Annotated in this window: 12 protein-coding genes and 2 pseudogenes; 12 read left to right on the top strand and 2 right to left on the bottom strand. The window is 48.0% G+C overall.

Going from position 1 to position 12,422, the window contains the following annotated elements:
• Positions 1-246: 246 nt before the first annotated feature.
• The 3 genes from LBCZ_RS09910 (at position 247) to LBCZ_RS09900 (ending at position 3,202) form a co-directional block, all read left to right on the top strand.
• Positions 247-948, top strand: coding sequence for a class A sortase (locus LBCZ_RS09910; protein ID WP_010491781.1), 702 nt, complete (start codon positions 247-249; stop codon positions 946-948).
• Between the two features lie 90 nt (positions 949-1,038).
• Positions 1,039-2,115 carry an AI-2E family transporter gene (locus tag LBCZ_RS09905; RefSeq protein ID WP_010491779.1) on the top strand — a complete coding sequence of 359 codons (1,077 nt, stop codon included), beginning with the start codon at positions 1,039-1,041 and terminating at the stop codon, positions 2,113-2,115.
• Positions 2,105-3,202, top strand: coding sequence for a serine hydrolase domain-containing protein (locus tag LBCZ_RS09900; protein ID WP_010491777.1), 1,098 nt, complete (start codon positions 2,105-2,107; stop codon positions 3,200-3,202). Before LBCZ_RS09905 ends, LBCZ_RS09900 begins: the two co-directional genes overlap by 11 nt.
• A 69-nt stretch (positions 3,203-3,271) precedes the next feature.
• On the opposite strand, the gene LBCZ_RS09895 is transcribed toward LBCZ_RS09900, so the two are convergent.
• Positions 3,272-4,312: a zinc ribbon domain-containing protein gene (locus tag LBCZ_RS09895; protein ID WP_039639261.1), complete on the bottom strand. Its 1,041-nt coding sequence runs from the start codon at positions 4,310-4,312 to the stop codon at positions 3,272-3,274.
• A gap of 431 nt (positions 4,313-4,743) precedes the next feature.
• Positions 4,744-4,950: a hypothetical protein gene (locus LBCZ_RS09890; protein WP_010491773.1), complete on the bottom strand. Its 207-nt coding sequence runs from the start codon at positions 4,948-4,950 to the stop codon at positions 4,744-4,746.
• Between the two features lie 238 nt (positions 4,951-5,188).
• Between LBCZ_RS09890 and LBCZ_RS09885 the strand changes: the two genes are divergently transcribed.
• From LBCZ_RS09885 to LBCZ_RS09850, 9 genes and pseudogenes are all read left to right on the top strand, one after another.
• The gene (locus tag LBCZ_RS09885; protein WP_010491772.1) at positions 5,189-5,878 is read left to right on the top strand and encodes a 2,3-diphosphoglycerate-dependent phosphoglycerate mutase; all 690 of its coding nucleotides are present in this window, start codon (positions 5,189-5,191) and stop codon (positions 5,876-5,878) included.
• A gap of 161 nt (positions 5,879-6,039) precedes the next feature.
• Positions 6,040-6,336, top strand: coding sequence for an ArsR/SmtB family transcription factor (locus LBCZ_RS09880; RefSeq protein ID WP_010491770.1), 297 nt, complete (start codon positions 6,040-6,042; stop codon positions 6,334-6,336).
• A gap of 143 nt (positions 6,337-6,479) precedes the next feature.
• Complete coding sequence (locus LBCZ_RS09875) at positions 6,480-7,853, top strand: MFS transporter (protein ID WP_010491768.1); 1,374 nt, start codon at positions 6,480-6,482, stop codon at positions 7,851-7,853.
• An 89-nt stretch (positions 7,854-7,942) separates the two neighbouring features.
• Positions 7,943-8,407 carry an NUDIX hydrolase gene (locus LBCZ_RS09870; protein WP_010491766.1) on the top strand — a complete coding sequence of 155 codons (465 nt, stop codon included), beginning with the start codon at positions 7,943-7,945 and terminating at the stop codon, positions 8,405-8,407.
• 197 nt (positions 8,408-8,604) lie between these two features.
• On the top strand, positions 8,605-9,189 hold the full coding sequence (locus LBCZ_RS09865) for a MarR family winged helix-turn-helix transcriptional regulator (protein ID WP_010491764.1): 585 nt from the start codon (positions 8,605-8,607) through the stop codon (positions 9,187-9,189).
• Between the two features lie 233 nt (positions 9,190-9,422).
• Positions 9,423-9,921: pseudogene (locus LBCZ_RS16740) on the top strand (zinc-ribbon domain-containing protein); the annotation flags it as partial.
• An 89-nt stretch (positions 9,922-10,010) separates the two neighbouring features.
• Positions 10,011-10,511, top strand: a pseudogene (locus LBCZ_RS16735) (zinc ribbon domain-containing protein); the annotation flags it as partial.
• Positions 10,512-10,575: 64 nt separating this feature from the next.
• On the top strand, positions 10,576-11,337 hold the full coding sequence (locus LBCZ_RS09855) for a zinc-ribbon domain-containing protein (RefSeq protein ID WP_025012996.1): 762 nt from the start codon (positions 10,576-10,578) through the stop codon (positions 11,335-11,337).
• 161 nt (positions 11,338-11,498) lie between these two features.
• Entirely contained in the window at positions 11,499-11,912 is a 414-nt protein-coding gene (locus LBCZ_RS09850) for a MarR family winged helix-turn-helix transcriptional regulator (protein ID WP_010491758.1), read from the top strand.
• Positions 11,913-12,422 lie beyond the last annotated feature (510 nt).

The raw sequence follows: 12,422 nt of genomic DNA, 5'->3' as shown, positions 1-12,422 counted from the left end.
AGTAGCTGCTCGGTGAAACGCGAGTCACCGAACTGATCTCCAGCCCCCGCAGCTTGTGGTTTGTGCTTGTTCGATTCATCTGGGCGGCAGTCTCGGGGTGAAGTCTAGCAATAGCTAGCAACAGGAGGGAAAAGCCTATACCAGTTGGACCCAAATCCAATGAACAACTAGAGAATATCACGCAACATCCAAGTACGGAGCTATCCAAGAACTTGGTTGTAATTTAAATATACGAGGAGGGTGACGATGACAAAATCTAGTAAGCAACAACCGCCACGCAGGCATCGTTGGCTTTGGCGGACGATTTTCACGCTCGGTATCCTTCTTGGCTTAGCGTTGGTCTTCAATGAACCGATTAAGTTATTTGTGGTCGATCATTTAAGTCAGACAACGATGGCGCATATTGATCGGGACACGGTTGACAAAAACGAAAAGAAGCACGCGACGTTTGATTTTAAAGGCGTCAAAGCGCTGGACATCAATACGGTCGGCAATGCGGCGATCACGCGTAATCTGCATCCCATCGGCAAAATTGCTATTAGCAGTGTCAACCTGAAGCTGCCGATTCTCAAAGGTCTTTCCAATGATAACCTGAGTGCCGGGGCCGGGACGATGAAGGCCGATCAAAAGATGGGCGAAGGCAATTACGCGTTGGCTGGCCATTATATGACCAATCAAGGCATCCTCTTTTCGCCATTAAAGAACGTTAAAAAAGGCGATACGGTTGTTATCACGAATATGAAGCATATCTACACGTATAAGGTGACGACTAAACAGATTGTTAATGAGACCCAAGTCCAATGGATCGATGATGTGGCGGGCAAGAAACTGATCACGTTGGTCACATGTGCGTCACCGACTGAAGGCGAAGTGGATCGGATCATTGTTCAAGGTGAACTGCAATCGGTTAAAGATGCCAACAGTCAGAATTTGAAAATTTTCTTATAATTTAAGCAAGTGTGAGCGAATGCTTGCACTTTTTTTCTTTTTGCGGCAGGCTAAAGTTTAATGAGTAAAGAATGTTAAATGGGGGAGACTATGTCAGCTTACGAAAAATTTATCAACAACGTGCCGGTTCGGCGTACCGTTGTTTTATTCTCGGTATTTATAGTTTTATGGTTCGCACGCAGTATTATGAGCGATATTTTGCTGACATTTATTTTTGCCTTTTTGGTCAGCCGCTTGGTTCACGCGGTGCAACGGCATGTCCATATTCGCCCGTTTATCATTGTGGTGCCGGTTTACATATTGGTTCTTTTGGGGCTGGTTTATGCGGCTGTACATTATGTACCGGCGATTGTCCGCCAGACCATCACGCTGTTCAACTCGGTGCAGGACTTTTATAACAGCGATGCGTTTGCGAATAATCAGGTCATGCAATGGATACTGTCAAGCACCAAGAGTCTGAATCTGACCGAGCAGCTTAAAACCGGGCTGTCGACGGTTCTCGAATATGCTGGCAATATTGGCGCCATGGGGTTGACACTGGTTCTGTCATTTATTTTAAGCTTCTTCTTTACGATCGAGCTGGACAGCCTGCCTGAGTTCGGTCAGCTATTCCTGGATTCACCATTTGGCTGGTATTTCAAAGACTTGCGCTATTTTGCCATGAAGTTCATCAATACCTTTGGCGTGGTGATGGAAGCCCAGATTTTTATTGCGGTGGTCAACACGGTCATTACGACGATTACCTTGTTATTCCTGAAAATGCCGAACATTCCTAGTCTGGCAATTATGGTCTTTCTGTTGTCACTGATTCCGGTGGCCGGGGCGATCATATCGTTGATTCCGCTGACCATTATCGGCTATACTGTCGGTGGCTGGCAGGATGTGATTACCATTTTGATCATGATTGCCGTGATCCATGTACTGGAAGCATACGTGTTGAATCCGAAGTTTATGAGCAGTCGGACGCAGCTGCCGGTATTTTTCACCTTTGTGGTCTTGCTGGTTGCGGAACGCCTTTTTGGTACCTGGGGCTTAATCGTCGGGATTCCGATCTTTACGTTCTTCCTTGATGTGCTCGGAGTCAAAAAGATTGCCGGAACGAAGGCCAATCATTCAACGTATGCCAGCATCCCGCAGCCAAAGGAGCATGATGGGGATGGCGCATAAAAAACGTTGGTTGATCGTGATCGGGGTGCTCGTGGCGGTAGTGGCAGCAGGTGGCTTGACGATGACGTGGGTACAACATCAACGCGATGCCACTAAGATTACGGCGCATCCGGTTCCCCAGGCACAGTTAGGCAAAAGTGCCCGTAAGTTAATTCGCGAGACTGATTTCAGAGGTAGTGTTGCATTAATCAAGCAAGGGCGGATTGTGTATGCCGGTGGTGTTGGCGAAGCGAATCACGATCGCAAGTTGGCCAATACCGGCGACACCATGTTTCCGTTGGCATCGGTCGAAAAGTACCTGACCGCTTTGGTGATCGGCCGGTTAGTGGCCAATCACCAGTTGAAGCTAACGACGAAGCTGGCGAAGTTTTATCCCGAGATTGCCCATAGTAAAGACATCACGATTCGCCAACTGCTTGATCACCGTTCCGGGATTCAGATGGACGAGTTAACGCCGGACAATGTTTTGACATCGGAATCGAAGTCGTTGGACTGGAATCTGAAGCAACTAGGGTCGACCGGTCAGCATGACTTTTTCTATACAAATGCGAACTATGCGCTGTTGGCCGGAATCATTCGCAAGGTGACTGGCAAAAGCTTCGAGACGACACTGCGAGAAACGATTCTGACGCCGTTAAATCTTCAACATACCCGCAATTTTGATGAACTAACTGCAAAAATGCCCGTAGCACAAGGCTATCTCACCGAAGATGATGACCACTACCAGCCAGATGATCTTAGCCCGGCACTCTTGTCGAGCCTACTTGGCAGCGGCAGCGAGTACATGAGTGTGACCGACTTGGCGAAAGTCATCATTGCCGCAGAAACCGGAAAAGTCATTCCGCCTAAAGTTTATCGTGAGCTGATCACCGCCAACTATGCTGATGGTAATCGTTATGCCAGCGGGGTGGCCTGGCTAGATGATCAGCGGTTGCTGCAAGGCATGTACAACGACAATCCGGAAAGCTTCAGCACGTTGGCTTATTTCCGCGCTAATGCCGCAAGTGGCGTTGTGCTGTTTGGCAATCACACCATGACTACGGACACCGTGACGTTAGCCCAAAATCTGGAAGTGTTGGTTCGATAGCGCAAGAAAAAAGACGACACTAGAGGAAAAAATCCAGTGTCGTCTTTTTTGCAACGTTAAATAAAACTGTTAGTAGTTGAATGAGCGGCCAATATCGTTGATGCCTTGGTAAAGGCTGCTAATGATACTTGAGAGTCCGAGCATGCCAACCACCATGAAGACTAGGAAGAGCAGAGCGCTGGCAATTAAGTATGCGTAGATTTTATCGAACTGATTTGTTGGTTGCGCGGTGAATAGCATATAGGGGCCGGCCAAGAGGAAGAGCCCGAGGCTTAATGCAACGAGCAAGGTGAGCAGCATTGCCGATCCGACGTTGATAAGACCCACGATCTGCATCAGCAGCGTGAAAAGCGAGAAGAACACCATCCAGTTAGCGTGGAAGGCATAGGCGGTAGTGAACTCAAAAAAATTGCGGCGCCGATCGCCCAGAATGCCGCGGATCGCCAGATAATAAATCGCAATAATGGCAACTGCAAGAATGGCGACCATGACAAACAGTTTGATGAAGGTGCTCAAAACGATATTGGCAACGCCACCCGGAAGTGACGATAGCGTACTGCTAACCCGCAACGCGATCGTCAAGGCCAGACTGATAATGGTAATAGCCAAACTGGTGAAGCCAAAATAAGGGTGATAAGACTGATCAATCTGCGCCGGATGCTTGATGCTGTCAACTAGATAACGCCAGTAACTGCCAGCGTACTGTTTGCCTGCTTCAACCGTTGGATTCGGCTGTTTGGGTGCTGCTGGTGTCTGTGCGACCGTTTGACTGTTCTCGGCGCCAGAATTCGTATTTGTATTGGTTGATGCAGTTGCCGTTGAAGTTGCCGGCTTGTGCGGTGTCTGAGAAGGATTGGCAGCAGTGCTTTGTGTTGCTGTTGTTGAGACTGAATTGGCCGTTTCATCCTTCACCGCTTCTTTTGCAGCTGAAATTGGTGCGGCAGACTGACTGGCTGAACTTGTGGCCGGCTTTTCAGCAGGTGCAGTATGAGATGCCGTATCAGCTTGTTCTTGTGCTACCGCAACGTCAGCTAAATTAGTACCACATTTGACACAGAAGTTGGCGGTTACCAGGTTATGGGCACCGCAATTAGGACATATTTTGAACATACAATTACCTCCAAAGTAAAAGTGAGCGTGAACCGGCGCGGTTAGAAACCGGAGTGTAAGTGGCCTCAGGCGTGATGGCCCGGGTCTGGCCATTGCGCCTGAGGTCCTTACATGCAGGTTTCTGGGCTGGCGAGCGCGTTAAGATAAGCGTGAACCGGCGCGGTTAGAAGCCGAAGTATAAGTGGCCTTGGGCGTGATGGCCCGGGCTTAGGCCATTGCGCCCAAGGTCCTTATACGCAGGCTTCTGCGCCGGTGAACGCGTTAAAGTGAGCGTGAACCAGCCCGGTTAGAAACCGGAGTGTACGTGGCCTTGGCCTTGGGCGTGATGGCCCGGTCCAGTTCACGAACTGAGCCGAATCCCCAGCTATGAAAACACCCGTCACCTAATCATACCAAATTAATTGACGAATGCCTTAAGCTACCTCCGAAAATCACCTGCGATGGAAGAGCCGATAAAGACCACCGGCAACCAAAGCAAAGGTGGTACCGAGTAAAATCAAATCCATGACCCCGTGTACCAAGGACAAGAAGCCGTTTTCATTCACGGCCGCTTGAAAGGTAGCGGTGCTTACATAGACCAAAAAATAAATCACACTGATCAGCCAGAAGCCGCCGATCGTTAACCAGATTTTTTTCAAGATAACCTCCAAGTAGTGGGTTATTGTCGCGGTGTGGTGGGCGCACTGGACAATGGTCATCATCACCGGAGCGCGAACCACTTTTATATGCCGTTCAGGTAACCTCAATCATTTACTTTTTGCTTATGTTTCCAATATACCAGAGAAAGCGGGTGCGAACTTACTGAAAATGGTGTAACATGAGATTCTGTAAACAGACAGAAGACTGTCAAATCATAAAAGCGAGGTATTCTCTGATATGGCGAAATTAGTATTGATCCGTCACGGGCAAAGTGAATGGAACCTGTCCAACCAATTCACCGGCTGGGTGGATGTTGATCTGAGTGAAAAAGGTGTCGAAGAAGCAAAGCATGCTGGGCAATTGGTCAAGCAAGCCGGGCTTGAATTCGATCAGGCTTACACCTCAGTCTTAACCCGTGCGATCAAGACCCTGCACTACGTCTTGGAAGAATCCGGCCAATTGTGGATTCCGGAAATGAAGACCTGGCGTCTGAACGAACGTCACTATGGCGCATTACAAGGCTTGAACAAGAAGGAAACGGCTGATAAATATGGCGCCGACCAAGTTCACATCTGGCGCCGTTCGTACGACGTTTTGCCACCATTGTTGAAAGCAACCGATGAAGGCTCCGCTGCTAAGGATCGTCGTTATGCTAACCTTGATCCGCGGATCATTCCTGGCGGCGAAAACCTGAAAGTTACGCTGGAACGGGTTATCCCATTCTGGGAAGACCATATCGCACCGGATCTGTTAGATGGCAAGAACGTTGTCATTGCCGCACATGGTAACTCACTGCGCGCTTTGACCAAGTACATCGAAAACATTTCCGACGCTGACATCATGAACTTGGAAATGGCAACTGGCGAACCGGTTGTTTATGACTTTGATGAAAAGTTGAACGTTAACAGCAAGACCAAGTTGAATTAATTCTGTCTTGATTGGCTAAAGAACTCGTATAAGACAGGCATTGTTCGTGCAGATTTTAAATTTGCGCGAAGGTGCCTGTCTTTTTGTCGTTTAATATTTAGCGAACCGAGTTTAAAGCTGATTAAGTTTGTAGTTTGGCAAAGGCAGGTTATAATAGTTGTATGATTATTGAACTAAGTAGCGCGCAAGTTGATGAAATTCAGGTTAAGGTTTTTAAAGCATTGGCTGATCCAGTTAGACTGGCCATTATTCGCTATTTAAAAAAGGTGAACAAGGAGGTCACCTGTGGCGAAGTCGGTGAGGCAATTAAAATGAGCAAGTCGGCGGGATCCTATCATTTTCGCTTGTTACGTGAAGCCGGATTGACGAAGACACGAAAATCTTCACGCGAGAAGTACGTTTCGCTTAATGCTGAAAATTTTGATCTCTATGTAACAAATTTTTACAAAAATTTGTAGATGGCCGGTAGATGTCTATCGGCTATTTTTATACAAAATAGTTCAAAAAAATTTGAACTTTGCATTGCAATTTCGGAAAGCAAGCTTTAAGGTTTAATAGTTGAACGATCGTTTAACTATTAAATATTTAGGAGCGTGCTCGTATGTTAAATGCTGAAAAGGCAAAACCAAAGACAGGTTGGATCTTATTTTTGACATCGCTTGGCTTTTTTATGTCAATGATGGATTCAATGATTGTGACGACTGCTTCAACGGCTATTAGGAGTGACTTTTCTATTTCTGTTGATCAGTTGCAGTGGGCTTTAAATGCCTATAATATTGCGATTGCTGCCGTATTACTGGTCGGTGTGGCGATAGGCGATCGGCTCGGACATCGCAAAGTTTATGAACTGGGGCTACTCATCTTTGTTATTGGATCGATTCTCTGCGCCTTGTCCGGGAATATTATGTCGTTGATTGTTGCCCGGGTTGTTGAAGGTGTTGGCGCATCGGTTATCACGCCGATGTCAATGGCCATCTTAACAGCAAACGTACCAGTGGAAAGCCGCGGCAAGGCGTTAGGTATTTGGAGCGGCATTGGCGGACTGGCGCTTATTGTCGGACCGGCATTAGGTGGAATTATCGTCGCCAAGATTGCGTGGCAGTGGATCTTCTGGATTAATGTGCCAATTGGCTTAATTTGCATCTTATTATCACAACAGAAGCTTCCTGAAACCAAAGCCGGATCCCAAAAGATCAATGTCCTTGACTCACTTTTAGTGGTTTTAACTTCAGCAGGTCTGATTTGGGCGCTTTCGGCAAGTAAATCAGTCAAAATCCCTACAGCAGCTATCATTGTGGCAGTTTTGAGTGTTTTATTTGCGTTGTTACTCGTATGGCGACAAAAACGCGAAGACTTTCCCTTGATTCCTTTAAGTTTTTTCCAGCGGTGGCAATTTACCGGTGCTAATCTTGCAACGGCGCTTCTATATGCCGCAATGTATGGGGTCGTGTTCTTCCTTCCTCAATTTTTCCAGGTGGTTGGACATGTCAATGCGATGATTGCCGGAATGGAAATGCTGCCATGGACGGGCATGCTGGTTCTTGTTGCCCCGTTTGCGGGTCGCGCCGTGGATCGCTTTGGAGAACAGCTCATTGCGATCGTTGGGCTATTTCTGCAAGGGCTTGGTTATTTGCTTATTGGGTTAATCGTTCACGATGGTTATACATATAGTCTAACGATCGTGCCGCTTGGTCTGGCAGGTATTGGTCTTTCAATGGCAGGGCCAGCATTGCAAAAAGCAGTCTTGGGTGCTGTCAGCCCAAAGAATCTGGGAAAAGCTTCAGGTTTGTACAATATGTTTCGACTGTTTGGCGGTGCCATTGGGGTCACCATTTCAGTTTTGATTTTCTATGCAATTGGCAGTGCAGACACATCGCTCGAATTTTCCAGAGGGTTTCAAGCGGCTATGATCGGCGCGGGCGGACTTTCGTTAATCGGTATTTTGTCCGCATTAAGATGGCGTCAGAATGCTTAAGCGTCAGTGAAGGTATGTGGCGTGATCTTGCACCTGAAGCTCAACTGTCTGATAATCAGTTTAAATGGTTCATGAAAAGAGGCAGTTAAGTGGCAAACTATATTAAAGAAATTCGCAGCAAGGTCGGGCATATGCCTATTTTTCTCAATGCAGTGGCTGGTGCGGTTGTTAACGATCAGGGGCAGTTATTGTTGCAACAGCGGACCGATGCCGGTAATTGGAGCGTCCCCGGCGGCATGATGGAATATGGCGAGTCGTTTCTTGAGACGCTCAAACGCGAGATGAAGGAAGATTCCGGTCTGCTGGTTGAGCCGATCAAGGTCCTGCATACCTTCGATCGCGGGTTTACGACTTACCCGAATGGCGATCAGGCGCAGATTGTCTGTCGGTTTTATCTGGTCAATCCGATTGGCGGAAGCTTGGAGGATGCCGACCCTAAGGAAACCTTGGCTCTACGGTATTTTGATTTTGATGATTTACCGCCATTGTTTAGTCAGCAGACGCGTGACATGATCGATTGCGTCCGGGATTACTTGAAAACACAGGCCAAATAATAATTTGTTCTTGATTGACACGCTGTTATCAAGAAAGCGAGCTGAGGATGGTTTCCCGGCTCCTTTTTTTGTGGGCGGCAGATCATTCGTTAGTTTTTATTGACATGAACTAACAAGTTGACTATTATCTACTCAGTTAGTTTTGTATTTAAAAAACTAACTATTAAAATTTCAACCTTCAAAGGAGACCACGTAACATGACACAAACATCAGAAGCATTATTAAAAGCATTCGGCCAATTAATCCAAAAGCGGCCGTTCATGGGTGCCGTTGCCAGCAGCTTACGGTTTGGCGATCGTCAGCGGCAACCGAACCAGCTGCGATTGTTGCGCTTGCTGGATCAAAAAGGTGAGATGACCAACTCGGACTTGGTAGAGGCTTTGGATATTCGTCCTAGCTCGGTTTCTGCGTTAGTGCAGAAGTTAGAGGAACTTGGCCTGATCAGTCGCCACGAGTCGGAAACTGACAAGCGGGTGCAACTGATCGGGCTCACAGATGACGGTCGCAAGTTTATTGAAACCACCGGTAAGCTTCGAACCGATTTGCCTGATCAAATCTTCAGCGGCTTGTCTGAAGAAGAACAGGCTGAATTATTGAAGCTAATCAACAAACTATCGGAAGATCTCGCCAACCGCGATGATTTGAGCTGGCCGGAAGGTAAACAGTTCGATGATATGCGGATTTGGGCAGAACGGTTCCATCACGGTCATCATGGCCCTCGCCGCGGCTATCCTGGGAGTTTTAGCGCTGGCGGTCCGCGGGGCTTTGATCGGCGGTTCTAGACCGAACAGGGTTTTATAAAAAGTGCAACGGTTTTGCTGAAATGCTATTAGATGAAAAGGATCTTCTCGGTCAGTTCCCGGAAGATCTTTTTTGAGTTGGCGTCAAAAGGGTCAGAACGGCTTAAGACACGCTCCCAATCGCTTGATTTTCATTAAAAGTTTGGCGAAAACTTTACTATTTTGCCGGAAGCAGGCAAGATGGATTTAAGCATTTTAGAATGGAGGTCACCGATTTGGCTGAAAAAATGCGGTACTGTCCAAATTGCGGCTTTAGGATACCGGCAGGGGTGAAGTTTTGCCCGAATTGCGGCATGGACTTGGTGCAATTTGATGCGCGCCTGGCCGCTCAATCAGCAACGCAGCAAACACAAAGCTGTCCGACGATGCAGCAGACGGCAAGCGATACGACGCATGCAGCGCAGCGAGAAACGGCAGGCCGATCACGGCGGCAGCAGGAGAAAACGGGGCATGTTAAGAAAAGCCTGGTGTTGACGGACGATAGCTTTCAACATTTTCTCGACTGGTTGGCAACGCATATCGTGTACACCTTGATCGGGGGACTGGTTCTTTTTTGTGTCTTCAGTTTTTCTGTTTGGATTGGTTGGCTATTGGCGGTCATTAGCACGGTCGGAGTTTATGTCGTGGCTAATCGGCGAGTGGTAGCACCTTACCAAAGCAAGTTCAGTGCTGAGTCGCCAGATGATGATGACATTTGGACGATGCCTCAATCTGCTGCGACGGGGCAAGGTGCAAATTATACTGCGTCAGCGGGTGGTCAATCGACATCGTCACCGTGGCCACAGGGAATGACGACGAACGGGCCGCAACACTGGTGGACGCGGCTTGCCGGAAAACCGCGACGACGCGGTGGCGTGATTTGGATTGCTTATTTACTGGCTGCTTTTGTTGCCTTGATGGCTGCCTATGCGTGGCCATTTGGTGCCAGCGGCGTGGGAACCACTGCAGTTGGCGGGAGTCTGTATGATTTGGTGCGCAGTGCGAATACATTAGCAGAAACCGCCGCAGCTGCCGGTACCGTCAGTTCGGCGAAGGCTAATTTGCCTTATCTGGCTTTGGTGTTAGCAGGTTTGGGTCCGGCATTGGGCTTGTTGTTTGGTTTCTTCCGGTCACGCGGCATGATGCGATTCGGTGGCATGTTGGGCTTGCTTGGCTATGCATCGCTTTACTTTGTGTACGCGCCGTTGATGAGTAGTGGCAGTAATCAAATCCAAGGATTATTGAGTCCGGGTATCGGTTATTCGATTGGGATCGGGGCGGCTTTGGTCATGTTTGTGACAGCGCGGTTACTGCCGCGAGACTGATGCCATGGGCTGCGAGCGATTTTCGCATCAGCAGACCGATCAATGAAAAAGGGGGAGAATGGTCATGGCGTTTTGTCCAAATTGCGGCGCGCAAGTTAGCGCCGACGAAACATTTTGTCATCAATGCGGGTTTAATCTTGCCCAGTATCGGGCGCAACATCAGGGAACAACGGGCGCAGAAAATGGCTCATCCAATGCATCTTCAACCGGTCCAACGCAACAGCCAACAGGGCAAGGGGCAGTGCCGCCAAACTCAAGACGGCAGCGTAGTAATGGCAGTGCGCCAAATGGGCCGCGCCGCCCTTGGCTGATGGTCAGTTTGGTTCTGGCCGCGGCGGTTATCGTTGTCATCGCAGTATTATTTTTCCAGAATCAAAGTCAGCAAACGCAAGAAGCTGCTGCCAGTTCAGCCAGTGCCTCAGCGGCGAATGCTTCGTCAGCTTCATTTGCCTCAGCGTCTGCAGAATCTTTGCAGGCGGCGGCATCGAGTTCACTCGCGGCATCGCAAGAAGCAGCCAGTGAATCACTTGCCAACGCGAGTGAATCGGCAGCAGCGGAGAGTTACGAAAGTACTACAACAACGGGCGGCAGTGATTTGAGTAATCGCCAAGTTGCCAAAATGGCTGCGGATCTCGACGATTTTGACCTTGATGAGTATCGGGTGGAAGTAACGTCACCTGCGACCAATATGAAAGAAGTCGATGTTTACGACAAAGATGATGGTGAGTTGCATAACAAATACCGTTATGACGAAATTCATGATCAGATGAGCAAGTATGACGATGATTCCGGTAAGTGGGAACTGATTCAAGACGATGACGATTAATTTTTAAAGAGGTGTTTCGCAAAATCTACTTGTGAAATGCCTTTTTGTTATTTTGAAATAAGGCAGATTTTAAATTGGCTAAAAAGTCGGCTGAAGGGGCGCTGATGAAACTGTTGCATTTAAAACCAAAAAGCGTATGTTAGTAGACATGGAGGTCATGTATGCAAACCGATTCGAATATTTCCGGCCTAATTTATCAGCTGGCAAAGCTACAGAAGTACTTTTTGAACCAGCACTTAAGCGATCTCGACTTAAATAGTGATCAAGCCAAGGTATTGACGTTTGTCGCCGCTCATCCTGGCACGAACCAACGCCAAATCAGTATCGACTTGAGCCGCGGGCCAGCCAGCGTGTCTAACTTGGTGAAACGATTGATCCAACAAGGCTTGCTGGAAAAGCAAATGGCGCCGCACAGTGATCGTGAGCGGCAACTCTTTTTAACCGAAGCGGGCAAAGCCACGGCGACAGAAGTCCACGAGCTATTTCAGGTGCTCGAAAAAGCTTTTGCGACGAACGTTAAGGACCCTGAAGCACTGACGCAGACGCTAAAGCAACTTTTAGTAGCTTTACAGTGAGACCGATTAAAGGGCCAATTACAACTATCAGATACGGGCTAAAAGAAGGACTAACGTTTATTTGTCCACTTTGTTTGGGAAGAGATTTGTTGACGAATTGGCAAGTCTTAACGTATAATTTTAAGAGTTGAAAAGAGGCCACCGGGATGAGCCCCCGATGACCTCGACACGGCTCAGATGACAAGGGTGGAAGCTAACTTTGACGGTTAGCTTTTTTGATTATCGCGTACGCTTTAGCGCTACTGGTAATCAGTATGCTTAGCGCGATGATAATCGACGCCACATCCAACGCGGCGAACCCCTTTCGTCTCCTGAATTTGGCATGGCCCTCACCTCCACGTCTCAAAAAATGTTGAGGGGTGGGTGCCATCCAATCCGCTAGACCAAGAAAAAGGGTAATTAGTCCTTTTCTAGGCCGTAAACATAGTCTATAGGTTGATGCGTATACCGTCAATAAGAATCAACTGGGCCACCGGTGTTGTGATAAATACCCAGTTAAAATGACGTCAC

Source organism: Lacticaseibacillus casei DSM 20011 = JCM 1134 = ATCC 393, from assembly GCF_000829055.1.
Taxonomy (GTDB): Bacteria; Bacillota; Bacilli; order Lactobacillales; family Lactobacillaceae; genus Lacticaseibacillus; species Lacticaseibacillus casei.
Note: the sequence above shows the minus strand (reverse complement) of the source record. Positions and strands in the feature narration are given on the sequence as shown.

Excerpts from the sequence above, each read along its gene's own strand:
- LBCZ_RS09910 (WP_010491781.1), top strand. The coding sequence starts at position 247 with ATGACAAAATCTAGTAAGCAACAACCGCCACGCAGGCATCGTTGGCTT.
- LBCZ_RS09905 (WP_010491779.1), top strand. The coding sequence starts at position 1,039 with ATGTCAGCTTACGAAAAATTTATCAACAACGTGCCGGTTCGGCGTACC.
- LBCZ_RS09900 (WP_010491777.1), top strand. The coding sequence starts at position 2,105 with ATGGCGCATAAAAAACGTTGGTTGATCGTGATCGGGGTGCTCGTGGCG.
- LBCZ_RS09895 (WP_039639261.1), bottom strand. The coding sequence starts at position 4,312 with ATGTTCAAAATATGTCCTAATTGCGGTGCCCATAACCTGGTAACCGCC.
- LBCZ_RS09885 (WP_010491772.1), top strand. The coding sequence starts at position 5,189 with ATGGCGAAATTAGTATTGATCCGTCACGGGCAAAGTGAATGGAACCTG.
- LBCZ_RS09880 (WP_010491770.1), top strand. The coding sequence starts at position 6,040 with ATGATTATTGAACTAAGTAGCGCGCAAGTTGATGAAATTCAGGTTAAG.
- LBCZ_RS09875 (WP_010491768.1), top strand. The coding sequence starts at position 6,480 with ATGTTAAATGCTGAAAAGGCAAAACCAAAGACAGGTTGGATCTTATTT.
- LBCZ_RS09865 (WP_010491764.1), top strand. The coding sequence starts at position 8,605 with ATGACACAAACATCAGAAGCATTATTAAAAGCATTCGGCCAATTAATC.
- LBCZ_RS09855 (WP_025012996.1), top strand. The coding sequence starts at position 10,576 with ATGGCGTTTTGTCCAAATTGCGGCGCGCAAGTTAGCGCCGACGAAACA.
- LBCZ_RS09850 (WP_010491758.1), top strand. The coding sequence starts at position 11,499 with ATGCAAACCGATTCGAATATTTCCGGCCTAATTTATCAGCTGGCAAAG.